The organism is Mycolicibacterium sp. SMGY-1XX (assembly GCF_059132455.1).
In genome coordinates, this window is sequence record NZ_CP101139.1 from 6233703 (window position 1) to 6258471 (window position 24769).

A 24769-nucleotide genomic window follows, 5' to 3' on the forward strand; every position below is an offset into this window, starting at 1 on the left:
GAGTCCGTACCTTCGCCAGGTGGCCGAGTTCCGTACCTCCCTGGACCAGACCGTGCGCATCGATGCGGACCGACTGTGGGATCGCTTGGCCGCGGTCTCCCGATTCGGCGCCACAGCGGCGAACGGCCTGGACCGACTTGCCTTGAGCGACGCGGACCGGGACGCCAGGGATTGGTTGCTCGCACAGGCCAAAACAGCCGGTTACCACAGCGGCGTGGATGCGATCGGCAACATCTTCATCACCCGTCCGGGCACCAACCCGCAACTGGCACCCGTGCTGATGGGTTCGCATCTGGACAGCCAGCCGAAAGGCGGCCGCTTCGACGGAACATACGGAGTACTCGCAGGAATGGAAGTTCTCGCCGCCCTTGATGACGCGGGCGTTCAGACACTGCGTCCGGTGGTCGTGGCCAATTGGACCAACGAGGAAGGCTCCAGATTCAGCCCGAGCATGCTGGGATCAGCCGTATATGCCGGCAACTACCCTCTCGCCGACGCGCTGCAGCGTCCGGACCATCAGGGGGTGGCCCTGGGCGACGCCCTGCACGCCGTCGGTTACGACGGTGACAACGCCGCGGCGCCGGCGCGCCCCTATCGGTCCTTCGAACTGCACATCGAGCAAGGACCCGTCCTCGAGCAGGCCGGCATCGATATCGGCGTGGTCACCGGTGTCTACGGAATCCGTTGGTACGACGTGTTTCTCGAAGGCGCATCGGGCCACAGCGGCACAACCCCGATGGACCACCGCAAGGATGCCCTGGTGGCGGCCGCGGAGTTGATCGCCGCCGTCCGCGCGGCAGCCGTCCGGGAGGTGCCCGAGGTGCGAGCCACCGCCGGTCGCATCGACATCGCGCCGAACTCCCGCAACGTCATTCCCGGCAGTGCGGGGATACAGCTCGACATCCGGCACGACGACACCGACGTTCTGGACCGTATCGAAGCCGAACTGCATTCTCAGGTGGAACGCATCAGCCGCGCGCACGGCCTGACATGGCGGATCGAGCGTCCCCTGCAGGTGGCTCCCACCCGGTTCGATCCCGCCACCGTGGACGCGGTCCGCGCAGCGGCACAAGCATCCGGGCTCAGTTGGACCGATATGGTCTCCGGCGCCGGACACGACTCGGTGCATGTGTCGTCGGTGGCCCCGACGGCGATGATCTTCGTGCCGTGTAAGGACGGGATCAGCCACAACGAAGCCGAGGACATCACCAAACGGTGGGCCGCCGACGGCGCAACGGTGTTGTTGGCCACGGTGCTGGCCGCCGCGCAGGAAGGCGAAGCCACATGAGTGCTCCTGCCCTGGAAGTCCGCGGGCTGTCCAAGAGTTTCGGCGCGCACACGGTGTTCGACGACGTGAGCTTCGATACCGCCGTGGGTGATGTCACCGCGATCATCGGCCCCAGCGGCTCGGGAAAATCGACTCTGCTGCGGTGCCTCAACCGACTGGACACCCCGGATGCAGGCAGTGTCGCCATCGGCGGCAAGTACTACCCCGCTGACACCGCGCTGACCCGCTCGCAACGCGCCGAACTCAATCGAGCGGTGGGCATGGTGTTCCAGAGCTTCAACCTCTTCCCGCATCTGACCGCTCTGCAGAATGTGACGCTCGCCCAGCGTCGCGTCCTGGGTCGCTCGGCGGAGAGCGCACAGGAGTATGCGCTGCGGCTGCTGGACAGCGTCGGTCTGGCCGCCAAGGCCACGTCGCGTCCGTCGACTCTTTCCGGTGGCCAGCAGCAACGAGTGGCGATCGCCCGGGCCCTGGCCCTGGATCCGGATGTGCTGCTGTTCGACGAGCCGACCTCGGCGCTGGACCCCGAACTCGCGCAGGAAGTCCTCGCGGTGATGCGCGATCTCGCCGACCAAGGCCGCACGATGGTGGTGGTGACGCACGAGATGCGCTTCGCGCGTGGTGTCGCAGACCAGGTGGGGGTGATGGCCGACGGATCGTTGATCGAAAAGGGCAGCGCAGAACAGATTTTCGAAGATCCGCGTCACGAACGCACCCGGCGTTTTCTCCACGCGGTGCTGGGTCGTTGACCGGTGGACACCTTCGTCGAGACCATGTCGATCATCGCCAAGGGCGTCCCATTGACGGTCGGTATCACCGGCGCGGCCCTGGTGCTCGGAGGCGTGCTGGCGGTCCCGTTGGCCGCCGGACTGGAGAGCCGCAGGTGGTGGTGGCGCCGTCCCACCAGGTTCGCCGTCGACGTGATCCGTGCCGTCCCCATCCTGGTGTGGTTGTTCATCGTGTACTTCGGCGTGCAGATCAACGGCGCCGCCGTCGATGAACTCACCGCCTCCGTGGTGACCCTTGCCGGTGTCACCGCCGCCTACCTGGCCGAGGTCTACCGCGCCGCGGTGGCCGCCGTACCGCAGGGGCAGTGGGACGCCGCACGTGCGGTGGGTATGCACCGCACGGCCGCGGTGTGGTGGATCATTGCCCCGCAGGCTGTTTCAATCGCCATACCCTCATGCACCACGTTCGCGCTCACCCTGCTGAAGGACTCGTCGATTCCGAGCGTGATCGGCGTGACCGAGGTGACCTTCCGCACCGTCGCGCAGGTTCGCGAACACGGCGACGGCCTGGCCCCCTTCCTGGCGGCGCTGATCATCTACATCGGGTTGAGTGTGCCGGTGGCGATCGTTTCCCGCGGGGTCGACCACACGTTGCGCAAGCGGGTCGGCCGATGACCGAAACACTCTGGGAGAACCTGCCTGATCTGCTTGCCGGGCTCGTCGTCACCCTGCAGCTCACGGTGGTCAGCATCGGAGCCGGGATACCGGCCGGGCTGCTGCTGGCACTGCTCGCCGTATCCCGGAGGCGCTGGATCTCCTGGCCCATCATCACCGCTGTCGAGATCCTGCGCGGGGCACCGGTGATCGTGCTGCTGCAACTCGTCTATTACGGATTACCCGCCCAGGGCGTCACGATCGCGGCCATGCCGTCGGTGTGGATCGCGATCGGGCTCAGCACGGCGGCCTACAGCAGCGAGATCATCCGCGCGGGACTGCAATCGGTGGATCCCGGCCAGGTCGAGGCAGCGCACGCACTGGCCCTCGGCCGGCGTGACACCCTGCGACACATCGTGCTGCCGCAGGCGATGCGGGTGTCGGTACCGCCGCTGCTGGGACTGTCCATCCAGATGTTCCAGGCGACATCGCTGGCGTACGCGGTGTCGGTCCCCGAACTGATCAGCCGGGCCTACACCCACGGCTCGATGACGTTCCTCTACCTGGAGTACCTCAGTATGGCCGGCGTCCTCTACGCCGTCATCGCGCTGCCGGCGATCCGGATGGTGGCCCGGCTGGAGAGGCGGATGGGCCTGTCCCCCCTGAAATCGTTCGACAAGAAAGGCCCGGTCAATGCCTGACCCGAAACAATTCCACCTCGGGTGGTTTCTCAACTTCACCATCGACGGCTGGGCCGAACAGTGGTCGGACGGCGCCAAGGATTTCTCCGGCGCGGTATTCGTAGACGTGGCAAGGCAATTGGATCGCGCCGGGTTCGATTTCGTGCTGCTCGAAGACAAGTTGATGGTGCCGGACACCTACGGCGGTACGTTCGAAGCCGAACTACGGCACGCGGTACACGCCCCGAAACTCGACCCTGCACCGCTGGTGCCGCTGCTGGCGCAGGCCACCGAGCACCTCGGATTCATCGTGACCTTGTCGACGTCGTTCTACCCGCCGTACCTGCTGGCCCGGCTGATGTCGACCCTCGATCACCTCACCGGCGGACGGGCCGGCTGGAACATCGTCACCTCCGGTGAGGACCGGGCTGCCCAGAATTTCGGCCTCGACGCCATACCCGATCATGACCTGCGCTACGAAAAGGCCGACGAGTACGTCGATCTGGTACGTCGCCTGTGGGGATCGTGGGAACCCGATGCCGTCGTCCGCGACGAGACCACCCGCACCTACGTCGACCACACCAAGGTTCATGACATCAACTTCGAGGGCCGGTTCTACCGCAGCCGCGGACCGCTGAACACCGTTCCGTCACCCCAGCACTACCCGGTTCTCGCCCAGGCCGGTGGGTCACCGGCGGGTCGCGCGCTGGCGGCCAAGTACGCCGACACCATCGTCTCGCCGGCGTCGACGCCGGAAGCCATGCGCGCCTACCGCGAGGACATCAGGGCGCGGGCCGCGCAGAGCGGGCGCGATCCCGACGAGATCAAGGTGCTCTACCTGATCACCCCGATCCTCGGTGACACCGACGAGCATGCCCGCGAACGCGCCCAACGCCGCGTCGACGACCCCACCTTCATCGAACGCAGCCTGGTGGCGATCTCCGATGTCACCGATATCGATTTCGCCCAGTTCGATCTCGACAAACCGCTGCCGGAGGATCTCGAATCCCACGGCGAGCAGGGCACCTACCGGGCCATGGTCGAGGGCAGCCGCAATTCGACACTGCGCGAGGTGATCATCAGTGAGAACGGCCGCCGCAAGGGCGATATCGTCGGCTCACCGGTGACGGTCGCCGACCGGCTGCAGGCGATCCACGAGTTCGTCGGCGGCGACGGTTTCCTGATCCAGTCACCGAGTCTGCGGATCAACCGCAAGCACGTGATCGAGGTCACCGACGGCTTGGTGCCGGAACTGCAACGCCGCGGCCTGGTTCGGAAACAGTACGAGCACCGGCTCTTACGGGACAATCTGCGTCAGTTCTGACTAACAGCACACCGGTGCCATTGAATTCCCGCTGCTTCTAACCCGTGGCTTTCAGCCCGCCGTGAGCAGACTGGGTATCCATGACGTCTGCGACACTGAGCCGCGCTGTTTCTGATCTCTCCGCGGTGTGCCGGCGGCCCGTCGCCCTCAACGACCGGAACATGGTTCCGGTGGCCTCCACTCCCCACGAGGGCCCGATCGACGCCAGCCGGATGGAGCTGTTGTACGGCAGGCCAGCGCCGGTTCCGGTGCGGGATCGGTTGTTCGCCGAGGAGCTTGCCTCCGACCGCGGACCCAGGCACATCGCGGCGTTTCACGGACTGGATCTGGGCCGCGCATACGTGCCGGTGCACGCACCCGGCGGCGATGTCATCGGGCACGTGTGGATCATCGACCCCGACCGCACCATTTCCGCCGGCGGTCTGGAAGACCTCAGCCGCACCGCCACGGAGCTGCTCACCCGCCCGCTCAGCGCCATCGCCCCGTCGAACACCACCGATGAGGTGGCAGCCGTCGCCGCGCACTCCGAAGCCCACCGCGCTGTGGTGGTGGCGCGTTCCACTCCCCCCGTGTTCGACCCCACCGGCCAGGCCAACGTCAGCCTGCACGGCGTGTTGACCGGTGCCGATCTGCCTCACCGATTCGGTATCGATGCCGCGGCCGCACCGGCAGCCGATATCGACGGCGATGTCCTGGGTGTCGTCGTCCTCGGCGGGTCCCCCGCGGCGTTGACCCGCGATCGCACCGAGGAAGCCATGCGCGTGCTCCGGCAGCAATGGGAGCAGCAGTCGCAGTCCGCGCCGGGCAGCGTCCTGCGTATGGCGGTTTCGCCGAGTCGAGTCTCCACACAGTCCCTGGGTGTGGCCGCCTCCGCGCTCAAAGACCTGCTGCGGCACGGGAACAACGAACCCGGTCTGGTGTTCGCCGAGGATCACGACTCATTCGATTTTCTCGAGGAGCTGCGGGGCGCGTTCGGCGACACGACACCGTTGCAGCCCCTGAGCTCGGTCGAACCCCTGTTGAAGACACCACGCACTCGCGAGGTGGCCCGCACGGTCAAGGCCTACCTGGACAGCAATGACGACGCACAGCACACCGCGCAGAAGCTGTTCATCCACCGCGGCACGCTGTACTACCGGATCAACCAGGCGCAGCGGCTGACCGGGCTGTCGATGACGGGTGCTGGCCGGCTCCGGATGCACCTGGGTCTGGTGCTCGCCGAGCTGTCGGGCCGGATCTGACGTCGTCGAGGCTCACCAGAATCTGCTCCAGCAACGCGCTGTTGCTGCTGACCACCGGCACCCCGGCGGCCTCCTCGATCATCGAGAGGTGCTGCAGCGTACGAAGATTGGTGCAACTGAGCAGCGCCGCATCGGCCCCGTCCGAGCGTGTGCCGATGAGGTCGACCAGCGTGTTGGCGCCCAGGCGTGCGGTGTCCTCGTCGTCGACGATCGACAGGGCGGCGCTGTCCACCACCGTGAATCCTTGCGAGCCGAGGTAGGCGACCTCGGCATCCACGATCTCGGGCAGATACGGTGCCCCGAGCCGGATGCGCTGGGCACCCCGGCGGTTCAGTGCGGCCACCACGGAGCGCGCCGCCGTGATGACCGGCGCACCGGTGATCCGCTCGAGACGGGCCACGAGGTCGGCTTCGTGCTCGGCGCCGAACACGAATGTTCCGCTGGTGCAGGCGAAGACGACGAGGACCGGCTGCAGCCGCGCCAGCATGTGCGCCTGCGCGAGCGCGTCGGCTTCCATCTTGCGGAGATCGTCGACGGTGACCGAGTCCAGCACCATACGTGCGACGTGCACGCTGGCGCGGCCGGCCAGACGCGGCGGGAGTTCCAGCTCCACCGCGGTATCCGTCGCGGGCAGGAGGACGCCCACCCGCAACGGAGGTGCGGCCTCGGTCATGCGAACCGGGGATCGCCGGTGTCCGCGGCTGCCGGATCCAGACCGGCCTCTTCGAGGAACTTTGCGATGGAGCCGTCCTCGTGCAGTTGCTTGATCTCGGCGTTGAGTCCGTCTCTGAGTTCCGGCTTGTCCTTGGCCAGCACGAACGCCGTCTGGCCCGGCGCCGTGGTGGACTCCACGCGGTCGTCCGCGGGCAGCCGGGTGACGGTGAAGCCGTCGTCTTTGTAGAGATACAGCGCGGTGCCCTGGCTGTCGACGGCCGCATCGAGGCGGCCCGCGATCAGATCCTGCTTCAGTTCCGCCGACGAGGGATACAGCACCAGCTGATCGCCGTAGATCGCTTCGAGGTCGGGGTTCCAGTTGTAACCCTGCACGGTGCCGACCCGCTTGCCGGTGAGGCTGTCGATGCTGGTGATCTCCTCGCGGGCGATGAACGCGCCCGGCTCGATGTAGAGCGGGTCGGAGAAGTCGACACTCTTGTTGCGCTCCTCGGTGCGGAATATCGACCCGATCGCCACATCGATCCGGCCTTGCTGGACGGCGGGAATGAGCGCCGCGAAATCGTAAGGCTTGGCCACCACGTCGAGCCCGTAATGCTCGGCGATGGCGTTCACGATCTCCCCGTCCGGTCCGGTGATGGTCTCACCCTCCAGACCCACGAACGGCGGGAAAGTCGGCACCCCGACGGTCAGAGCACCGGCCGCCACAGTGGGGAACGGCGCCGACCCGGAATCCGGGCTCTCCTGCTGATCACTGGAGCAGGCAGTGAGCGGCGCGATCAACACAGTGGCGGCAGCGAGGGCGGACAACAGCCGCCGGTTCTGGACGAAACTCATGGTCGATCCTTTGACGTCGATCGTGCGCCACGATTGTGGCGCGTACACGCTCACACGCCGGCAACGGACGGCGACATAGACAGTTGTTCAAAGCACCGAAGTCCCGGCTAGTCCTTACGCGCCACCACGAAGACCCGCCGGAACGGATAGAACGTGCGGCCGTCGGGGCGGGCCGGGTAGGCCTGCGCCAAGATCGGGGCCAGCTCGTCACGGTACTGCTGCCACGCTTCCTCGGACAGCCTGCTCTTGACCGCGGTCAGCGAGGAGCCGGTGATCCAGTCGAGCACCGGTGTCTCACCGGCCAGTTCATGGACGTAGGTGGTCTCCCAGGCGTCAACGGTGCACCCGGCCTCGGTCAGCAACCCCGCGTACTCACTGGGCGTCCGTACCACCGGGCTGTCCTGAAACGGCATGTCGCGCAACGCCTCCGCATACGGCGGTCGTTGCGCCACCTCCAGCAGCGCCCGGTGCGAAGGCGCCTCCCAGTTGCCCGGCACCTGGAACGCCAGCCACGATCCCGGTGTGAGCTCACGAGCCCAGCGCCTGACCAGCTCGACGTGGTCGGGAATCCAGTGCAAGGTGGCGTTGGAGACCACCACGTCGGTATCGGCCGCCGGTGACCAGGCGCTGACGTCGCCCACCGAAGCGTCGATGCCGCGTTCACGGGCCGCGGCCACCATCTCCGGGGAACTGTCGACGGCCTCGATCACCGCGCCGGGCCATCGCTGTCCCAGCGTCTGGGTGAGATTGCCCGGCCCGCAGCCGAGGTCCACCACCCGGCGCGGCTCCGAGCTGTCGATCCGCGATGTCAGGTCGTAGAAGGGGCGACCGCGGTGGTCGGCGAAGGCCAGGTACACGTCGGGGTTCCACACCCTGACATCATCTATGAACGATGCAAGACACCGAAGACGTACGCCGCATCTGGGAATCGCTGGGCCTGCCCGGCATCATCGACGTGCACACCCATTTCATGCCGAAATCGGTGATGGACAAGGTGTGGCAGTACTTCGACGCCCAGGGCCCGCTGATCGGCCGGGAATGGCCCATCACCTACCGCGCCGACGAAACCCAACGGGTGCGCACGCTACGCGAATTCGGGGTGTGGGCGTTCACGTCGCTGGTGTACCCGCACAAGCCGAACATGGCGGCCTGGCTAAACCAGTGGGCCGCACAGTTCGCCGCCGCGACACCGGACTGCCTGGCCACCGCGACGTTCTACCCCGAACCGGATGCCGCCGAGTACGTCAGCGCCGCCATCGCGGGTGGCACCCGGGTGTTCAAAGCGCATATCCAGGTGGGCGACTACGAGCCCAACGATCCCCTGCTCGGCAAGGTGTGGGGCGCCATCGAGGACGCCCAGGTCCCGGTGGTGATCCACTGCGGTTCGGGCCCGGTGCCCGGCACCCACACCGGTGCGGAGCCCATCAGGCGGCTGCTGCGCAGGTTCCCGCGGTTACCGCTGATCGTCGCGCATCTGGGCATGCCGGAGTACGGCGAGTTCCTGGACTTGTGCCTGACCCACGACCAGGTGCGCCTCGACACCACCATGGCGTTCACCGCCTTCTCCGAAGAGAGCATGCCGTTTCCCGCCGAACTGCGGCCGCAACTGTGGGCCGCCGGTGAGCGGATCCTGTTCGGCAGCGACTTCCCCAACATCCCGTACAGCTACGGCGACGCCCTTCGGTCGATCACCGAACTGGACGGCGCCGACGACACGTGGATACGCAACGTGTTGTTCGACAATGCGGCGCGGTTGTTCGGTCTGGAATGACAACACCCGTTATCATCGCCGGTGGTGACTGACCCAATAGATCCGCCCGTCCTGGACATCCCCGGCGCCGACGCCGGCCGACGGGGTCTACCGGACCGCTCGGAACTGACGTCCACACAACGCGCGATCGTCGATGCGTCCGTGGTCGCCGACCTGGGCCTGCGCACGGCGGTGGCGTCGATGATCGGGGCGGCCATGCTGCCCAGGGTGCTGACGGAGGTGGTGCGCCCGGCGCGGGCCACCCGGGACCGCGACGCGATGGCGTTCTACGCCGAACTCGCGGGCCGACAAGACGTCAAGGCATCCTTCCCCGCACCCACGTCACCGCCCAGTGTCACATCGCGCCCGGCAAACGCCGTGGCTCGGTGGGTGGCACACGGCAACGTCGAGAATCTCGAATTCGACAGTTCGTTCCGCGCCATCAACCCCGATATGCGGGACGTGTGGAAAGGGTTGTCGCGCAACAACGTGGTACGCGCCCAGCACTGGCGTCACGGCGACGGTCCCCGCCCGACACTGTGTGTGATCCACGGTTTCATGGGGTCGGCATACCTGGCCAACGGACTGTTCTTCTCGCTGCCGTGGTTCTACCGGTCGGGATACGACGTACTGCTGTACCTGATGCCGTTCCACGGTCGACGCGCCGAGAAGGGGTCACCTTTCAGCGGTTACGGCATCTTCGCCAACGGCATGGCGGGATTCGCCGAGACCATGGCGCAGGCCATCCACGACTTCCGTTCCGTCATCGACCATCTCGAGGCCACCGGAGTCGACAGAGTGGCCGTGACCGGGCTGTCGCTGGGCGGCTACACCTCGGCGCTGGCGGCATGTGTGGACAACCGCATCCGGGCCGTTGTCCCCAATGTGCCGGTGGTGACACCGGAAGCCGCGTTCGACGACTGGTGGCCGGCCAGCACACTGGTGACCCTCGGCCGGTGCGCCGGTGGAGTGTCGAGGGAAGCGTCCGTGGCGGCGTCGGCCTACCATTCGCCGCTGAACTACCGGCCGCTGGTGCCGGTGGACCGGCGGCTCATCATCACCGGGCTCGGCGACCGGTTGGCCCCGCCCGACCAGGCCGAGAGGCTCTGGGAGCACTGGGATCGCTGTGCGCTGCACTGGTTTCCGGGCAACCATCTGATCCACGTCAGCCAGAAGGACTACCTGCGCCGGATGACGAAGTTCCTGCATCCGATCATGTTCTAGACGCTCAGTAGCTCAGTGGATTCCGGGTGCAGCGCAGCGAGGGTGTGCCGTTGCCGTCCGCGCAGCTGCTGCACCGCACCGACCGGCGCGCCGGCGGGTGCTTCCGCGGTGCGCACCGCACAGACCGCGGTGATCTCCGGGCGGGCCGGCGCCCCGGTCAGCTCCAGCACGGTCCACACCTCGGGTGCGTCGGTGGCCCGCAGTTCGGCGAGCGTCTCACTCAGCCGATCGTCGGCCGGCACCGAATAGCACGTGAGATAACCCTGGCCACCGTCCTGCACGGTCTTCCACCGTTCCTTGGACGCGGACCCCAGCAGGTCGGGTACGTCGACGTCGACGGTGCTCACCGAGTAGCCCAGCTCACGGAGGTGATCGGCGAGGCGGCGCAGAGTCACCTCGGCGGTCTCGCGCAGCGGGATGTCATCCGAACGCGCCTGCAAGGCAGCGAGGTTGGCGGCGGCGGAGAACGTGAGCCCCACCCACGTGGTGCGGCCTTCCGGCGTATCCCGGTGGGTCACCCGAACGGCCTCACACCGGACGCCGTACCGATCGAGATAGCTGCTCAGCGTCGGCAGCGGCAGCTCGTGCTCATCTCCGGTGAGCACCCGCAACACCACGGTGGTGCGGGCGTCGGTCTCGCTGTGCTGCACCAGGTGCCGGGGTTCGTCATGCCCGCGCAGCAGCGCCAGGCGGCGACGCAGCACCGTCGTCAGGAAGGTCCCCCGCCACCACGCGAACACCACGACCACCACCGCCACCGCGATACCGAGTAGCCACCAGTCCAGCGGGGTCTGCCACGGGTAGGCCATCGCCGCCGGGATGAGGACCAACAGCGCCAACATGATTCGGCCCGTCATCGGACGGTTTCCTTTCTTCGGTGCACGGCCAGTGCGGTCGCAGCCACCACGAGCACCAGTGCCGCGGTGCCGCCCAGGGCGATGTTGCGGGGCCGCTGATCCACCGGTTCGGGAACGACAGGTGCGGCGATCTGGGTGACGCCCTCGTCGCCTTCGGGTGCGGGCAGCTGCCATGTCAGTGCCGCCACCGGATCCACGGTTCCCGCCCCCACGAGGTTCGAAGGGGTTTGCGCACCGTTGCTGGCGGTGCCGGTGAGCCGTTCGATCACGTCCCGCGCCGGCATCTCCGGGAACCGGCTGCGCACCAACGCCGCCACCCCGGATACATACGCCGACGCATAACTGGAACCGTTGATCGGGGCCAGCCCGCCACGGTTGTCCGGGAGACCGTCCGCCAGTCCGCCGACCGGTGAGTTGCTGACCGAGACGATGCCCTGACCCGGAGCGGCGATGCCCACCCACGGCCCCGCCATCGTGAACGGCGACGGTTGTCCTTCCGGAGTCAGTGAGCCGACCGACAGCACATAGGGCTGCCACGACGACGGCACCGACACCGACGTGACGCCGGCCCAGTCACCCGGGTTCGACTGGCACGCGAGTCCGCCGCCGGTTCCCTGGGGGCCGGAATCGCCCGCGGCGGCGACGATCACGATGTCACGCTCGATCGCCGCGTACCGCAATGCCGCGCCCAGCGGGTTCTGGTCGATCGTGCTGTCGGGTCCCACGCAGGTGATCGTCGAGATGTTGATGACGCGGGCGCCTTCGTCGGCGGCGCGCACGACGGCGCGAGCCAGCGAGTCGATGGCGATACCCGCCCGCTGCGCGTCTTGATCCTCGTCCGGGCTGGCGGGCGCATACATCGCCGAGGTCTGCCGGATGGACAGCACCCGTGCGGCGGGCGCCACTCCGGAGAATCCGTCCGCACCGGGCTGCCCGGCGATGATGCCGGCGACCAGGGTGCCGTGGCCGTCGCAGTCGGTGAGGCCGTCGGTGCCGGCGACGTAATCACCACCGCCGTCAACGTTCGGCAACCGCGGGCCGGGCTGGACGCCGGTGTCGATGACCGCCACCGTCTGGCCTTCGCCACGCGAAAAACGCCAGGCACCGGCCAGATTCAGCATGGATTGGGCGGCAGGCACAGCAGCGTCGTCGAACCCCTGGGTGACTCCGGTGGTGACACATTCACCGCGCTGGGACATCGGCGCCTCCGGACCGGTGGTTCCGGGCGGGGGTTCGAAGTTGGGATCGACCTCCGGCGGGCTGATGGCCCACGCCGACGGCGCCGCCACGAGCAGCACCGCTGCCCCGGCGACCGCACACCGGATTCCGAGGCGGATCATCGATTGAGGATCCAGGTGAAGATGCCGACGAGGTAGGCCATCACCGGGATCAGCGACGCGTCGACACCGGAGGCCAGGAACCCGACCAGGCGTCGCATCGGCAACGAATAACTCTCGGCGGAGGCCAGTTTCGGGTTGGTGGCCACGAAGATCCACACCGCCACCAGGCCGAGCAGCACCACCGAGGTCCACAGCGCCGCCCAGTAGCGGTCAGAGGCGACGAAGATCACCAGCAGAGCCACGGCCACCAGATGCGGTTGCGCCAGCAGCCACGCCTTGCAGGCCACCGTGTCCCACACCCGCGCCCGCAGCACCGCCGCGACGCCGGTGGCCACCACGACGTACCAGGCCCACAGGCTGGGTGATTCGGGACGCCCACCGATGGCGACGGCACCGAGCACCGACAGCACGACGGCTCCGGCGATGAAACCGGTCTGGTGCGCTTCGCTGATCCGTACCCGTCGGGGCAGATCACGCAGCACCTGCACCGAGGGAGCCGAGGGCGTGGGATCACCGGGGGCCGGGATGACCGGCAGCGGCAGGCGTGCCCACATCGCCGACAGCTGCGCGGCTTGCACCGTCACCAGCAGCGCCAACACGATCAGGCCGCAGCCCAGGGTGAGCAGCGGCAGGGACGGCCAGAGGGCCGCCGCACCGGCCGCCAGCAATACACCTGCGCCGACGACACTGGCCGCGGTGAAGAAGGCCCTGGATCGCTCCGAGTTCTCGGGGGCGAGGATCACGCTGATCAACGACCATGCCGTCACCCCCGCCGCGGCGAGCAGCAGCTGTGGGGCACCGAAATCGCCTGGCACCGCGAGCCCGAACGCCGCACCGATGGGTGCCAGCGCGACGATGGACAGCTCCACGGCGGGTGCTTGGGCACGAGCCCGCAGCAGCAGTGCGGCCACCGCCGTGACCGCCGCGAGCACGCTGACGGCGTAGAGGCCGTAGGGCTCACCTGCGGCCAGGGTGTGCGCCACCCCCAGGCCGGTGATCGCCAGGATCACCGCGACCACCGCCGCGCGGGCCGCCAGCTGGATGTGCCGGATCCCCCACGGCTGCAGTCGGGAGGCCGAGAAGATGACGGCGGCGTCGGCGATGTCCTCGACGATGCCAGGGGCTGCCGGGCCCTTCGGAAGCGGTTGCAGCGCAAGCAGGTCCCCGTCGACCACACCCACCGTGTCCAGGGTGGCATCCAGGCTGAACGGTGCCCCGCCGACCGGGGCCAGGCTCAGCCGGCGCAGCGCGGTCTCGGAGGCGTCGCTGGGCAGCAGCCGATGCACCGCGGGCAGGATCTCGCGCAGCGGCAGTTCGGCGGGCAACGCCACCTCGGTCAGGCGGCTGTCGCTGAGGATCGCCACCCTGACGATGGGCAGCACCGGCGCCAGCGAAGTCTCACTCATCGGTTCTTCTCTCTCCGTTGGAAATTCAGGCCCAGCGCGCGCTGAAGTCGCGCGCCAGGTGTGCGGCGGGGAACCACTGCCCGTCGGGCAGCGTCGCGGTCAGGTTCTCGACGGCCACAGCGATGGCGAACGGGGTGCCGGGCGCAAAGGTCGAGACCCATTCACCGTCGGAGGCCTTCGCCGGGCTCACGACCAGCCGGCCCTGGGTGGTGTCCACCAGCGCGATACCCACTTCGGTCGTCGTGTGGACACCGTCACGCCGTTGCCCCGCCACCACTTCGACGTAGCTGCGCGGTCCACGGAAGACCGCTTCCACCACGGGCCGCGCCGACGGTGGCACACCCAGGTAGTCCAGCACGCCCGCCAGGTCGGCGCCCCCGCGCAGCTGCTCGTCGGCGCGCGCGCCCACCCGGGCCGGCAGTGAGAACTCGGCGAAGCGCGCCGGGTCTCGAGAGCCCAGGCCAGCAGCCAGGATCGGCACCAGCCCGTAGGGGTCGGTGACCGGCAGCGCGGTGAAGGTCACCAGCTGAGCGCTCCGCAACGCCACCACGGTGCGGTCGCCGCGGCGCGCGACGAGGCCGCGCAGCAGCTCACCGGATCCGCCCCGGACACAACGCAGCTCGAGCCAGCGCTCGGGGAAACAGACCACCCGGACCCATTCCTCGACCGCGGGCGAGATGCGGCCGGGCTCACCGGAGATCACCCCGAGCTCGGTCAGCTCCTGCGTCTGCGCAGTGCGGAAGGCATCACGTTCGCTGTGGTCGTGATACGGCGTCGTGATACCGAGCACCCAGGGAAACGCGCCGGCACCCACGGCATCGGCGATGAACCAGGCGGCGTCGACCGTCAGTTCGACGGCGTCAGGCGCAGCCATCGTCTCCCACTAGCCCCACTTGGCCCCTTCGGCCTGGTCGCGCGCCTGCATCGAGACCGTGTTGGTCTCGTGGGTGGTGGCCATCGCGCGGTAGGCGCGGACGAGCTCTTCCATGGCCGTGTTCCACTGCGCCTGCCATGCCTGGTAGGTCAGACCGGTGTCCCCCTGCCAGGCGCCCTGCAACGCCGCCTGTTCGGCGGCGATGTCGGCGCCGACCGCCTGCAGCGCCCCGGCGTAGCTGGACATCTCCCCGGCGTGGCCGATCATCGCCGGGTAGTTGTACATGATCTGCGACATCAGATTCCTCCGTAAGTGCTTGCGGCGGCGGCGTCCTCGGCGACGTAGGTGGCGCCGGCCTCACCGAGGTTGGCCTGGGCCAGATCCAGCAGCACGTTCACCTTTGCCGCGACCTCGACGAAGCGGGCGTGCGCGGCCTGGAACGCCGCCGAGGACTCACCCTGGTGGAAGGCCTGGGCGGACATCGCGGCCTGTTCGGCCTGGGCGAGGGTGCTGCGCATCAGCGCCGTCTTGGCGGCAAAGGCAGACTCCGACGCCACGATCTGCGGGATGTGGGCATCCAGCATGCTCATCAGTTGACTCCAATTCGTGTGATAGAGAATGGATTTCGGGTATCAGCGTCGTGGTTCAGGTGGTGCCCCCTCTCCGCCTTCGCCGTCGGCGGTCCAGGTGTTCGGCAGCATCGGGCTGGTGGGCCCGTTGCCGAAGGAGTCACCTTCCAGTGAGGTCATCCCGGCAGCGTCGGCCGCCCCGGTCTTGGTCTGGGTGCCACCGAGGCCGGAGGCACCGAGTGTTCCGGCGCCCTGATGTGACGACTGCGCGGTGGTGGGCCGGGTGACGGGCGTGTCTTCGGGCGGCGCGGCGGGACCGTCGTCCATGGTCATGTACTCGTCGCGGAAACCACGATCCTTGATCTCGGCACCGCGGCGACGCCGCGCCTTCCGGCGCGCCTGGGTGGCCGCGAGCGCCGCCGCCGAACTCGAAGCGGCCATATCGGATGCGGGCGCCCTCGCCTTGTCACCTTCGGTGAGTGTCGGTCCCGCGTCCCCATCGGGGTCCATACCCTGCACCGCGTACGGGACGGCCGGCGCCGCGGCCGACGCCGGTGCGCTGCCGGTGGGCACGGTGGCCGTGCCGGAGCCGGGGGCCGGCGCCGCGGTGCCCGCGGTTCCTCCGGCACCCGGTGAGGCAATGCCGGCCACCGGGAGGTTCGGCTGGTTCGCCGGAGCGGGTGCGGCCGCGGCGGGTGTTTCGAGCGGCGGCAGGTTGAGCAGCAGCTCCAGCAGCTTCAGCAGCTCCAGCAGCTTCTGCGCCAGGCCACCCAGGATGCCCAGCGTCAGTGCCAGCAACGGCTGGATCAGCAGCTGCGGGTAGGTCAGCGAGGCGCCCACCCACGAAACGGCTTGGTAGGCAACGGCGAACAGGAAGGGCCCCCAGGTCTGCAGCGCCGCCACCGGGTTGGTCAGGAAGTCGGTGATCAGCTGGATCGAGTTGCCGATCGGATCCTGGAAGAAGTCGATCAGCGGCTGGAACAGCTGATTGATGGTGTCCATGTACAGCCGCAGCAACTCCTGGAGGAAGTTGGCGATGTCGTTGGCCGAACCCGCCTCGGTGGCCTGGGCCTGCGCGGTGGTTCCGGTGAGCGAGGCGAACACGGAACCCGCCTCGCCCACGCCGGGGGTCAGCACGAACGGCGCCGGGGTGGTGCGCGGGGCCGAGGCCAGCGCGGTGCCCGCCACAGCCTGATAGGTCGCCATGGCGGTGGCTGCCTGGATCCACATCCGCACGTAGTCGGCTTCGTTCAGCGCGATGGGGATGGTGTTGATGCCGAAGAAGTTGGTGGCCATCAGAACGCCGTGCAACGCGTGGTTGGCGGCGAGTTCGGCCAGGGTCGGCATGGTGGCCAGCGCCGTCGTGTAGGCCGCGGCGGCGCTCTGCTGTTGCGCGGCGACAACTGCGCTGTTGGCGCTCGCCTGCGTCAGCCACGCGAGGTACGGGGCGTGGGCGGCCACGTACTGCTCGGCGCTGGGCCCTTGCCAGGCGCCGGCCTGCACGGCGCCCAGGATCGACGTCAATTCCGCTGCCGCCGCGGAGTATTCACCGGACAGCGCGGTCCACGCCCCCGCCGCAGCCAGCAACGGCCCCGGGCCGGGACCCGCCGACAGCATCGCCGAGTGCACCTCGGGAGGTGAGGCCATCCAGATGGGAGCCGTCATGAGCCGCCGCGGGCGATCAGATAGGCCTGAGCGGCTTGAGCGTCGCCGGTGGCGTAACTGGTGGCGGATTCCCCGATTCCGAGGCCGGAGCGGCCGAGTTCCTGCACCCCTTGCGCGGCGACGCCGGCGTGCTCGGCGCCCTGGGCGCTGAACCCCGCGGCGGTCTGAAGCGACACCGGGTCGGCGGCGGCGGGCACCACCGCGGTGATGGCAGGGGCGGCCGCGGCGTGCGCTGCGGCCAGCCGGGCAGTCAGGGCTTCGACCGCGGCGCTGGCCGCAGTCAGTCCTTCAGGAACCACACTCAGGGTCATGACTCATTCCTTCCTCTGAACCGTGGGCCCCCTTGCACTTCGGAGCCCGCGAGCGGGTTGACGAGTTGAAGGTGTGTTGCGGTGTCGCTGTCGTCGAGCAGCAACGCCCGGCCCGCCGGCTGCCGGGTGAACCGGTGCCCGCGGATCTTGCCGCTGTCGGCGGGGTTTCCGGACAACATCAGCGTGGTGGCTTGCAGATCGCCCAGCCGGCGCAGCAGCGGGTTGGTCATCAGGGCGTGCGCCGAGCCGGTGGCCCGGCCGGTGACGATCACCCGCAGGCCCAGATCGGCCGCCTGGGACAGCAACCCGATCAGCGGTGTCCAGGGTCGTTGTCCCACATAGGGTCCCGACATCGCAGGTGCATCAGGGATGGCGTCCACATCGTCGATGATCAGGTAGTGGGTGTGCCCCGAGTAACTCCAGCGTTGCAGATCCTGTGCGGACACGCCCTGGGGCGGGCGACGCTGGTCGATGATGGCCGCCAGGCCCAGCATCGCCGGGGTGATCCGGTCGATGTTGGCCGTGTACTCGTTGTCCGGGAACAGGGGTTCCTCGACGAGGTGCAGCCGGCGGTCGATCACGGTGAAGGCCACCCGGTCGGCCGTGGAGTTCTCCCGCACGGTCCGGATGATGTGGCGCAGCAGGGTCGTCTTGCCGGACCTGGTGTCGCCGAACACCATCAGCAGGGGCTGGTCGGCGAAATCGGCGACCACCGGCGTCAGATCGTCCTCGCGCTGGCCGATGACCACCTGTTCCGGACCCCGGTACAGCGGTGCCACCGCCGACGGAGCCAGGTCGGTGGGCAGCAGCCGAACCGGCGGTGCCCCGGCACCCGGGAAGCGCGCGTTGATCTCGGCGATCCGGTCCAGCTGCGGTGCGGCGAACAGGAACTGCTCCGCCGCCATGGTGAGGCCGCGGCCCGGTTGGTCGGCGGGCACACTCTCGGCCGGCCGGCGCAGCGCCCCGGTGACCCGCACGTTGCTGTCGCGGGGATCGGGCAGCCGCAGTTCCAGCCGCAGTCCCAGACCGTCGCGCATGGCCAGCGGCACCTCGAGCCAGTTGGGCGTGGTGACCACCACGTGTATTCCGTAGGCCAGCCCGGCGTTGGCCAGCTCGGTCACCTTGGCCAGCAACGGGTTCCGGGTGTTGAACTGGTCGGTGTTGTCGCGGCCGAATGCGTACAGGTTGTCGATCACCAGGAACACGTGCCCGTACCCGTCATTGACGGCGCGGTCTCCGGCCCGCTGACGTGACCGCAGCAGCGCCTCGATCTCGCCGAACGTGCGGCGGATCCGTTCCCCGTCCAGTGGGGAGGCAACGCTGCCGACGTGCGCGAGATCGGAGATCTCCTGCAGTGCACCGCCGCCGTAGTCCAAGCAGTAGAACGTCACGTCGCGGGGCGAGTGCAGTTCGGCGGCGGACTGGATGAACGTCAGCAGTGCCGTCGACTTGCCGGACTTCGGGCCGCCGTGGATCACCAGGTTGCCCGCCGCCGAACGGGCGTCGAACACCAGAGCGTCCCTGCGCATCTCGAACGGCCGGTCGATCTCACCGAGCGGCCAGCGCCACTGCCGCTCCCCGATTCCGGCATGGGCCAGCACCGAGGACAGCCCCACGGACTCGTCCAGCGGCGGCAGCCACAGCGCCGGGGCTTGTGGACCGTAGTGCGACAGCTGATCGCCGATGGTCGCGATCAGCTTCTTGGGCGGGCCCGCGAAGTCCTGCTCGGTATCGAGCACGACGACATCCTGATCGAGTTCGACGGCACCCGCGGTGAACAGCTTGGGTTCCGGCACCGAGGGCACCACGTAGGACGTGGGAGTGCGCGGCGGCTCGTAGATGCCGTCGACGTAAGTGCTGCGGAACTTCACCGGCTCGGCGCCGGGAGCGGGCACCAGGAACCCGACTCCCTTGTGTTCCCTGCCGGATTCGATGTGATAGGCGTCCTCGACGCCGATGATCTGACGCGAGACGGCCGAGCTGGCCACCTTGAGGCCGATCCGGTACGACGTGTTCTTGTCGATGTCCTTGATCTTCCCGACATCCAGCGTCTGCGAGGCGAACAGGATGTGGATGCGGAACGAGCGGCCTTTGCGCGCCACATAATCGAAGAGCTCGGCGTACTCGGGGTGATCGGCGAGCATCAGGGTGAACTCGTCGGCCACCACGAACAGGGTCGGCATCGGGGCCAGATCATGGCCCGCCTCGATGGCCGCCTCGTATTCGGTGACCGAGTTGAAGGCGCTGCCCTGGATGCGCCGGCCTGCTTCCCGCAGGACGTTCTCGCGCCGTGCCACCTCACCGCGCAGCGTGTCCGCGAACCGGTCCGCCAGCGACTTCTTCTCGGCCATGTTCGAGATGACCGCCACCACCTGGGGGAAGTTGCGGAAGATGTCGGCGCCGGCCTCACCCTTGAAGTCGGCGTAGATGACGATCAGCCGGTCGGCGGGGTGTGTGGTCAACAGCGACAACAGGATCGACATCAGAGTCTGCGACTTGCCCGAACCCGTCATACCGATCATCAGGCCGTGCGGTCCCATACCGCCCTCGGCTTCGTCCTTGAGATCGAAGTACAGCGGCTCGCCGGTGGCTGTCACCCCGATGGGCACCCGCAGCTCGTCCTCACGGCGGCGCGGAGCCCACAGCGTCGGTACGTCGAGTTGAGAGGCGTCGGCGATGTCGAGCAGCGTGGTGAAGGTGGCTCCGCGGGTGGCCGCCGACCGGAGTCCGGCGTGCGTGGGATTGGAGTCCCAGCGCGACAGTTGCCGGGCCAGATGAGCGGCCTCGGCGGCGCTGAGCCCGTCGGCGGTGTCCACATAGGGTTGCCAGCCACCGGTCAACCAACGCTCGATCCGGCCGTCGGTGACCCGCAGGACGGGCCGCTCGGGGTCGGGATACTGATCGTCTCCGGGGGTGGTCTCAGAGATCTGCACCACCGTGACGCCGGCCAGTCCCACCGACAGCACCGAACCGCTCAGGTCGTATCCGGGGTCGTCGACGACGATGACCAGATGGCGCAGGGCGTCATCGGCCGAGCCGGCCGAGCCGGTGAACATCGGCCGCTCGGCCAGCGCGGGCCCGATCTTGGCGATCAGCTCGTCGGGGTGGCCGGCCAGGTAGCGGGCCGGCCCGGTGCCGTCGACCTGTCCGGGAACATCGGTGTGCGGCAACCATTTCAGCCACGCCCAGTCGGCGTCCTCCAGACGGGGGCTGGCCAGCGCGACGCCGAGGACGCCGGTGTCGTGCCAGGTGACCGCCTGGGCGATCCAGGCCCGGACCGCGGCCCGCGCCTCGTCGGGATCGCCGACGACGGTGAGCCGGGAGACCTTGGTCAGGTCGATACCCACCGGGGCATCGTGCACGGTCCGCTGCGCGTCGAGCAGACCGCGCAGCGCGCTGTAGGACACCGGTTCGAGGTCGATTTCGTCGGCGGCATCCTTGACCCGCAAGGTGGTGTGCAGCGGCACGTCGTGAACACCGGCGCGGACCACGAGGAAGTCGGAATCGTGCGGGTCACGTTCCCATTGGCGCCGCGAGCCCGGCACCTGCGCCAGCTGGGCCGGGTCCGGGTGCGACCACTCCAGGGCGGCGCGCTGGGCATCGGCCTGGGCGCGCACGTTGTCCCGGACCACCGAAAGGTAACGCAGGTAATCGGCGCGTTCGGCGTCCACTTCTTCGGTGCGCATCTTGTTGTCGTTACCGCGGTACAGCGCGGTGGCCGCCAACAACAGCACGAACGGGAAGAACAACGTCGTCGGAGAGATCAACCGCATGCCGGTGGCCACCAACGCCACGATCATCCCCACGATCAACAACACGATGAGGTAGGGCAACGCGCGACGCAGCAGCGACGGCGGGACCACCCGCGGCAACTCGGGCGGCGCCTCGATGGTGATGGTGCCCATGCCGGACTTCGGCCGCGGCAGGCGCCGGTGCGCCTCGAAAATCAACCGGCTCATCGGATCTCCTGACCGCTCGCTGATTGGTAGGCGGTCAAACTCGCGTCCTTCGACAATGCGGGGCCGGGTGTGAGCAGCGACAGCACCGACCACGGGACGGGTGTCGCGGGCTCGTTCAACCCCAGCGCGGCAACGGTTTTGGTCAGCTCGTCGGCGTTTCCGGCGGCTTCGATGCCGTATCGGACGCCGGTGTCGGAGACCCAGAACAGCGCACCGGCCGGCGGGGCCGCGGGTTCGGAGGCCACCGTCTGGACCAGATAGCCGGTGCCGGCCGGGATCGCGACTCGGCGGGCCGTGCCGTCGCCCACCAGGTCGACGGTGCCCACGCCGTCGGCCACCGGAAGTGCGGCGCCGGAGAGCAGCGTCAGCGAGCTCGTGCTGGCGTCAGCGGGTTTCGCCCAATTGGCGCAGGTGACAGGGGAACTCGCCGCATCGACCAGGGACAGCTGCTGCGCGGGATAGGCATCGGCGTCGAGCAACCGGGATACCGGGAGCGCGGCGATCTCGTCGGCGCCCAGGCGTGGCGGCTGCTGCAGACCGTAGGAGTTGCTGTTGCGCAACAGCGCCGCCAGCACCGGTGAGATCTGCTGCAGACCGTCGGGCAGCACCGCGTAGTAGAGCAGGGTGTTGTCGGCGCCGTAGGCGACGACCACCGAACCGATGGGCGCACCGACCGGCAATCCAGGGAACTGCGCCCATTCGCCGGCACCGGGAATCTGGGGTGCCCGCAGCGGCACGCCTTCGGGGATCGCGTTGAACAGGCCTGACGAAATCGGGCGGGGGGCAGGGATGTTCGCACCGAATCCGAGCGCCCCGGTGGCGGCGCGGTCGGCGAGGTCGATGGCACTGCGTCGACCGTCCCACAGCAGCCAGGTTCCCGCCCCGGTGTCGACCAGCACGGCGCGGTTCGCGGCGAGCGCGGCGGCGCGCTCACCACCTGCGGCCGGCACACCGGACAACACCGTCACGCCCGGGGACACCGCGTCGCTGCCCTGGCAGACAGTCCAGTTGGCGTCGTGTCCGGCGGCCTGCACCATACGTTCGGGAGCGCCGGGGATCCCGATCATGCTGCCACGCGGGAAGCGGTCCAGCTCAGAGCTTTTCACCTGGGTCGGGTTCACGGCCTGGCCGGCGATCAACCGCGCCGAGGTGAGGTTGAGCACCGGATGCAACTGGTCGTTGACCCTGACGTAGAGCGCTGCGGTATCGCGGTCGGCCAGCACGGCGTCGTTGCCCGCCGCACCGGCGGGCCGGATGAACGAGAAGACGAAACAGCCGAGGACGCCGGTGATGAGGATCAGCACACCCATGAGCACCGCGCGCGACTGGGAGCGCAGCGGGTCGACGAGCATCCGGGTGTCATGCATCGCGACACCGGAGGCGATGCGGCGCATGACGAAACGCCAGCCGGTGACCTGGTGGCGCGTGACGAAGCCACGCCGGTACGTCACTCGCTGCGGGTTCGAGTTCTCCGGGGTGCGCGAGGTGAAACCCTGCCGGTCGTCACCGTTGCTCATGCCGGCACCGTCAGGCCCAGCCCGCGCAGCAGCGGCACCACCGCGCCGCGGACGTCGCTAGCGGTGATCGTCATCAACTCCTCGTCCGTGAACGTGCCGGCGCCGCCCTGCCCCAGATGCTCCTGGTGATCCAGGCGGAACTCGCGCTCCTCCTCCGACCGCTCCACCACGTTGCGGACGAAACGCCCGTTACCGGCGATGTCGAGCTTGCGACGTTCGATGCCGGTGGCATCCGGACTCGAGGATGTCGCCAGCTGGGTGAAGAGCTCCTGCATGTCCTCGAGCGCGGCCTTCTCGAACACGCTGTCGCGCTGTTTGGCCATCGCATTGGCGATCTCCACCAGTTCGGCGGCGCTGTAGGACGGGAAGTCGATGCTGCGGGTGAAGCGGGACCGCAGGCCTTCGTTGGTGTCCAGGAAGCGGTCCAGGTCGGCCCGGTATCCGGCGATGATCACCACCAGTCGGTCCCGGTCGTTCTCCATCCGGGCCAGCAGCGTGTCGATGGCCACCAGCCCGAAGTCGTTCTTGGCTCCGGTGGCCACCAGGGCATAGGCCTCGTCCAGGAACAGCACACCGTCGAGGGCGCTGTCGATGATCGCGTTGGTCTTGGCCTCGGTCTCACCGATGTGCTGGCCGATCAGATCGGCGCGGTGCACCTCGCGCACGTTCTCTTTCCGGAGCAGCCCCAGCCCGCAGTAGATCTTGGCGACCACCCGCGCGATGGTGGTCTTACCGGTGCCGGGAGGGCCGGCGAACACCAGGTGGTGTGAACGCTGCGCGACGGCCAGGCCACGTTCTTGGCGCAGCAGCGCCATCGCGACCGAACTCTTCAGGCGCGCCACCTGGTCTTTCACCTCGTCGAGGCCGATGAACTCACTGAGTTGCTGCTCGGCTTCGGCCAGCAGTTCGGCTTTGCGGTCGTGCGCGCCGGGGTCGACGAAGTCCGCTTCGCTGGGTTCGGTGTGGACATCCCACGGGTCCGAGCGCGCTTCGATGCGGGCAGCGGTGGTGGTGACGATGTGGTAGCTCGGATCGGAGAGCGCGATCTCGATCTGCTGGTTCTCCGGGTGTGCGGCGTAGAGGTCCTGCAGGGTCTCGGCGGCGGCTTCCTCGTCGCCGTGGGCGCGCAGGGCCAGCGCCTTGGCCAACGCGCCGTCGGTGGCGGCCAGCGTGCATGGGCCTTCGGGTTCTTCCAGATAGGACAGTGCCGGTGCGAACATGCCCAGCCGTGCCAGCGCCGTGCCCAGGGTGACCTTGGCGGCGTGGCTGAAGACCTCGTCGAGCGCGCCGTCGTTGACGATGGGGGTCAGCAGTTTCACGACGTCCGACCAGCGTTGCGCCCGGTAGTGCAGGGCCGCACCGACCCAGCGCGCCTCGGGCAGGCTGGGGCGACGCGTGATCACCTGCGTGACGAGTGCGTCGGCCTCAGCAAATTTGCCGTCGGCCGCCAGGGCCGCTGCGTAGGCGAGGTGGAAACCGTCCGGCTCGGCGGCGCGGAACTGGAGATACAGCCCGGTGTCGTAGCGGAAGCCGAGGGCCCCGGCCTCGAGTTCCACCTTGCGTTGCAGGATGCCTGCGGTACCGGCGGTGGATGAGACGGCCTGTAGTACCCGCAGCGACACATCGCCCGCGGCGGCCAGGCCCGTCCAGGCGTCGCACTGGTCGTGGGCGACCCTGGTCAGAGCGGCGAAACCAGAACGGGCCGCGGACAAGTCAGCGGGCCGGCGCCGGTCGTACACCGCCAGACCGAGCCCTTTGCAGCACGTCGCGAACCGACTGACGATGTCCCCGTCCACGCGCAGGGTGTCAACACGAGTATTCATGGGCTCCTGTGATCGAAGACGGCATCGGACAACGCGACCACCGCCCCCGC

The 24769-nt window shown here is 68.4% G+C and carries 22 protein-coding genes; 8 read left to right on the top strand and 14 right to left on the bottom strand.

Translation table 11 applies throughout. The features are described from left to right. Nucleotides 1–19: 19 nt before the first annotated feature. The 6 genes from NL241_RS29715 to NL241_RS29740 all read left to right on the top strand — a co-directional run bounded on the left by NL241_RS29715 (nt 20) and on the right by NL241_RS29740 (nt 5915). Entirely contained in the window at nt 20–1288 is a 1269-nt protein-coding gene (locus NL241_RS29715) for a Zn-dependent hydrolase (RefSeq protein ID WP_494395833.1), read from the top strand. Beyond that, a complete protein-coding gene (locus NL241_RS29720) occupies nt 1285–2037 on the top strand; it encodes an amino acid ABC transporter ATP-binding protein (RefSeq protein ID WP_487696509.1) in 753 nt (250 codons plus the stop codon). Before NL241_RS29715 ends, NL241_RS29720 begins: the two co-directional genes overlap by 4 nt. A gap of 3 nt (nt 2038–2040) precedes the next feature. Next, nucleotides 2041–2691: an amino acid ABC transporter permease gene (locus tag NL241_RS29725; RefSeq protein ID WP_494395834.1), complete on the top strand. Its 651-nt coding sequence runs from the start codon at nt 2041–2043 to the stop codon at nt 2689–2691. Then, entirely contained in the window at nt 2688–3371 is a 684-nt protein-coding gene (locus NL241_RS29730) for an amino acid ABC transporter permease (RefSeq protein WP_494395835.1), read from the top strand. The genes NL241_RS29725 and NL241_RS29730 overlap by 4 nt, the downstream gene beginning before the upstream one ends. Then, a complete protein-coding gene (locus tag NL241_RS29735; protein WP_487696512.1) occupies nt 3364–4674 on the top strand; it encodes an NtaA/DmoA family FMN-dependent monooxygenase in 1311 nt (436 codons plus the stop codon). Before NL241_RS29730 ends, NL241_RS29735 begins: the two co-directional genes overlap by 8 nt. 80 nt (nt 4675–4754) lie before the next feature. Further along, nucleotides 4755–5915 (top strand): PucR family transcriptional regulator, encoded by a 1161-nt coding sequence (locus NL241_RS29740; protein WP_494395836.1) that lies wholly within the window; start codon nt 4755–4757, stop codon nt 5913–5915. On the opposite strand, the gene NL241_RS29745 is transcribed toward NL241_RS29740, so the two are convergent. The 3 genes from NL241_RS29745 to NL241_RS29755 all read right to left on the bottom strand — a co-directional run bounded on the left by NL241_RS29745 (nt 5815) and on the right by NL241_RS29755 (nt 8296). Then, nucleotides 5815–6588 (bottom strand): maleate cis-trans isomerase family protein, encoded by a 774-nt coding sequence (locus NL241_RS29745; RefSeq protein ID WP_494395837.1) that lies wholly within the window; start codon nt 6586–6588, stop codon nt 5815–5817. The two genes, NL241_RS29740 and NL241_RS29745, sit on opposite strands and share 101 nt — an antisense overlap. Further along, nucleotides 6585–7424, bottom strand: coding sequence for a substrate-binding periplasmic protein (locus NL241_RS29750; protein ID WP_487696515.1), 840 nt, complete (start codon nt 7422–7424; stop codon nt 6585–6587). Before NL241_RS29750 ends, NL241_RS29745 begins: the two co-directional genes overlap by 4 nt. Before the next feature lie 107 nt (nt 7425–7531). Next, nucleotides 7532–8296, bottom strand: coding sequence for a trans-aconitate 2-methyltransferase (locus tag NL241_RS29755; RefSeq protein ID WP_494395838.1), 765 nt, complete (start codon nt 8294–8296; stop codon nt 7532–7534). 20 nt (nt 8297–8316) lie between these two features. Between NL241_RS29755 and NL241_RS29760 the strand changes: the two genes are divergently transcribed. Together NL241_RS29760 and NL241_RS29765 are read left to right on the top strand one after the other, a co-directional pair. After that, a complete protein-coding gene (locus NL241_RS29760; protein ID WP_494395839.1) occupies nt 8317–9195 on the top strand; it encodes an amidohydrolase family protein in 879 nt (292 codons plus the stop codon). A gap of 24 nt (nt 9196–9219) precedes the next feature. Continuing rightward, nucleotides 9220–10398, top strand: a complete 1179-nt coding sequence (locus tag NL241_RS29765) for an alpha/beta hydrolase family protein (protein WP_494395840.1) — start codon at nt 9220–9222, stop codon at nt 10396–10398. On the opposite strand, the gene eccE is transcribed toward NL241_RS29765, so the two are convergent. The 11 genes from eccE to eccA are packed head-to-tail and all read right to left on the bottom strand — an operon-like array spanning nt 10395 to nt 24719. Then, entirely contained in the window at nt 10395–11255 is an 861-nt protein-coding gene (eccE, locus tag NL241_RS29770) for a type VII secretion protein EccE (protein ID WP_494395841.1), read from the bottom strand. The genes NL241_RS29765 and eccE overlap by 4 nt on opposite strands. After that, nucleotides 11252–12595: a type VII secretion-associated serine protease mycosin gene (gene mycP / locus NL241_RS29775; protein ID WP_494395842.1), complete on the bottom strand. Its 1344-nt coding sequence runs from the start codon at nt 12593–12595 to the stop codon at nt 11252–11254. The genes eccE and mycP overlap by 4 nt, the downstream gene beginning before the upstream one ends. Beyond that, nucleotides 12592–14001 (bottom strand): type VII secretion integral membrane protein EccD, encoded by a 1410-nt coding sequence (gene eccD / locus NL241_RS29780; RefSeq protein ID WP_494395843.1) that lies wholly within the window; start codon nt 13999–14001, stop codon nt 12592–12594. The genes mycP and eccD overlap by 4 nt, the downstream gene beginning before the upstream one ends. A gap of 25 nt (nt 14002–14026) precedes the next feature. Beyond that, nucleotides 14027–14875, bottom strand: coding sequence for an ESX secretion-associated protein EspG (locus NL241_RS29785; RefSeq protein ID WP_494395844.1), 849 nt, complete (start codon nt 14873–14875; stop codon nt 14027–14029). Nucleotides 14876–14884: 9 nt separating this feature from the next. Further along, complete coding sequence (locus NL241_RS29790) at nt 14885–15172, bottom strand: WXG100 family type VII secretion target (RefSeq protein ID WP_487696523.1); 288 nt, start codon at nt 15170–15172, stop codon at nt 14885–14887. Continuing rightward, complete coding sequence (locus NL241_RS29795) at nt 15172–15465, bottom strand: type VII secretion protein EsxS (protein WP_487696524.1); 294 nt, start codon at nt 15463–15465, stop codon at nt 15172–15174. Before NL241_RS29795 ends, NL241_RS29790 begins: the two co-directional genes overlap by 1 nt. A 42-nt stretch (nt 15466–15507) precedes the next feature. Beyond that, a complete protein-coding gene (locus NL241_RS29800) occupies nt 15508–17109 on the bottom strand; it encodes a PPE family protein (RefSeq protein WP_494395845.1) in 1602 nt (533 codons plus the stop codon). After that, nucleotides 17106–17420 (bottom strand): PE family protein, encoded by a 315-nt coding sequence (locus tag NL241_RS29805; protein ID WP_487696526.1) that lies wholly within the window; start codon nt 17418–17420, stop codon nt 17106–17108. The genes NL241_RS29800 and NL241_RS29805 overlap by 4 nt, the downstream gene beginning before the upstream one ends. After that, nucleotides 17417–21379 carry a type VII secretion protein EccCa gene (eccCa, locus tag NL241_RS29810; protein ID WP_494395846.1) on the bottom strand — a complete coding sequence of 1321 codons (3963 nt, stop codon included), beginning with the start codon at nt 21377–21379 and terminating at the stop codon, nt 17417–17419. Before eccCa ends, NL241_RS29805 begins: the two co-directional genes overlap by 4 nt. Beyond that, nucleotides 21376–22896 (bottom strand): type VII secretion protein EccB, encoded by a 1521-nt coding sequence (gene eccB / locus NL241_RS29815; protein WP_487696528.1) that lies wholly within the window; start codon nt 22894–22896, stop codon nt 21376–21378. The genes eccCa and eccB overlap by 4 nt, the downstream gene beginning before the upstream one ends. Further along, nucleotides 22893–24719 (bottom strand): type VII secretion AAA-ATPase EccA, encoded by a 1827-nt coding sequence (gene eccA, locus NL241_RS29820; protein ID WP_487696529.1) that lies wholly within the window; start codon nt 24717–24719, stop codon nt 22893–22895. Before eccA ends, eccB begins: the two co-directional genes overlap by 4 nt. Between the last annotated feature and the right edge of the window lie 50 nt (nt 24720–24769).

What these genes read in the sequence shown, in the direction of transcription:
- eccB (WP_487696528.1), bottom strand. Translation starts at nt 22,896, where the DNA reads ATGAGCAACGGTGACGACCGGCAGGGTTTCACCTCGCGCACCCCGGAG.
- NL241_RS29790 (WP_487696523.1), bottom strand. Translation starts at nt 15,172, where the DNA reads ATGTCGCAGATCATGTACAACTACCCGGCGATGATCGGCCACGCCGGG.
- eccE (WP_494395841.1), bottom strand. Translation starts at nt 11,255, where the DNA reads ATGACGGGCCGAATCATGTTGGCGCTGTTGGTCCTCATCCCGGCGGCG.
- NL241_RS29760 (WP_494395839.1), top strand. Translation starts at nt 8,317, where the DNA reads ATGCAAGACACCGAAGACGTACGCCGCATCTGGGAATCGCTGGGCCTG.
- eccD (WP_494395843.1), bottom strand. Translation starts at nt 14,001, where the DNA reads ATGAGTGAGACTTCGCTGGCGCCGGTGCTGCCCATCGTCAGGGTGGCG.
- eccA (WP_487696529.1), bottom strand. Translation starts at nt 24,719, where the DNA reads ATGAATACTCGTGTTGACACCCTGCGCGTGGACGGGGACATCGTCAGT.
- NL241_RS29785 (WP_494395844.1), bottom strand. Translation starts at nt 14,875, where the DNA reads ATGGCTGCGCCTGACGCCGTCGAACTGACGGTCGACGCCGCCTGGTTC.
- NL241_RS29745 (WP_494395837.1), bottom strand. Translation starts at nt 6,588, where the DNA reads ATGACCGAGGCCGCACCTCCGTTGCGGGTGGGCGTCCTCCTGCCCGCG.
- NL241_RS29740 (WP_494395836.1), top strand. Translation starts at nt 4,755, where the DNA reads ATGACGTCTGCGACACTGAGCCGCGCTGTTTCTGATCTCTCCGCGGTG.
- NL241_RS29730 (WP_494395835.1), top strand. Translation starts at nt 2,688, where the DNA reads ATGACCGAAACACTCTGGGAGAACCTGCCTGATCTGCTTGCCGGGCTC.
- mycP (WP_494395842.1), bottom strand. Translation starts at nt 12,595, where the DNA reads ATGATCCGCCTCGGAATCCGGTGTGCGGTCGCCGGGGCAGCGGTGCTG.
- NL241_RS29795 (WP_487696524.1), bottom strand. Translation starts at nt 15,465, where the DNA reads ATGAGCATGCTGGATGCCCACATCCCGCAGATCGTGGCGTCGGAGTCT.
- NL241_RS29805 (WP_487696526.1), bottom strand. Translation starts at nt 17,420, where the DNA reads ATGACCCTGAGTGTGGTTCCTGAAGGACTGACTGCGGCCAGCGCCGCG.
- NL241_RS29800 (WP_494395845.1), bottom strand. Translation starts at nt 17,109, where the DNA reads ATGACGGCTCCCATCTGGATGGCCTCACCTCCCGAGGTGCACTCGGCG.
- NL241_RS29720 (WP_487696509.1), top strand. Translation starts at nt 1,285, where the DNA reads ATGAGTGCTCCTGCCCTGGAAGTCCGCGGGCTGTCCAAGAGTTTCGGC.
- NL241_RS29735 (WP_487696512.1), top strand. Translation starts at nt 3,364, where the DNA reads ATGCCTGACCCGAAACAATTCCACCTCGGGTGGTTTCTCAACTTCACC.
- eccCa (WP_494395846.1), bottom strand. Translation starts at nt 21,379, where the DNA reads ATGAGCCGGTTGATTTTCGAGGCGCACCGGCGCCTGCCGCGGCCGAAG.
- NL241_RS29750 (WP_487696515.1), bottom strand. Translation starts at nt 7,424, where the DNA reads ATGAGTTTCGTCCAGAACCGGCGGCTGTTGTCCGCCCTCGCTGCCGCC.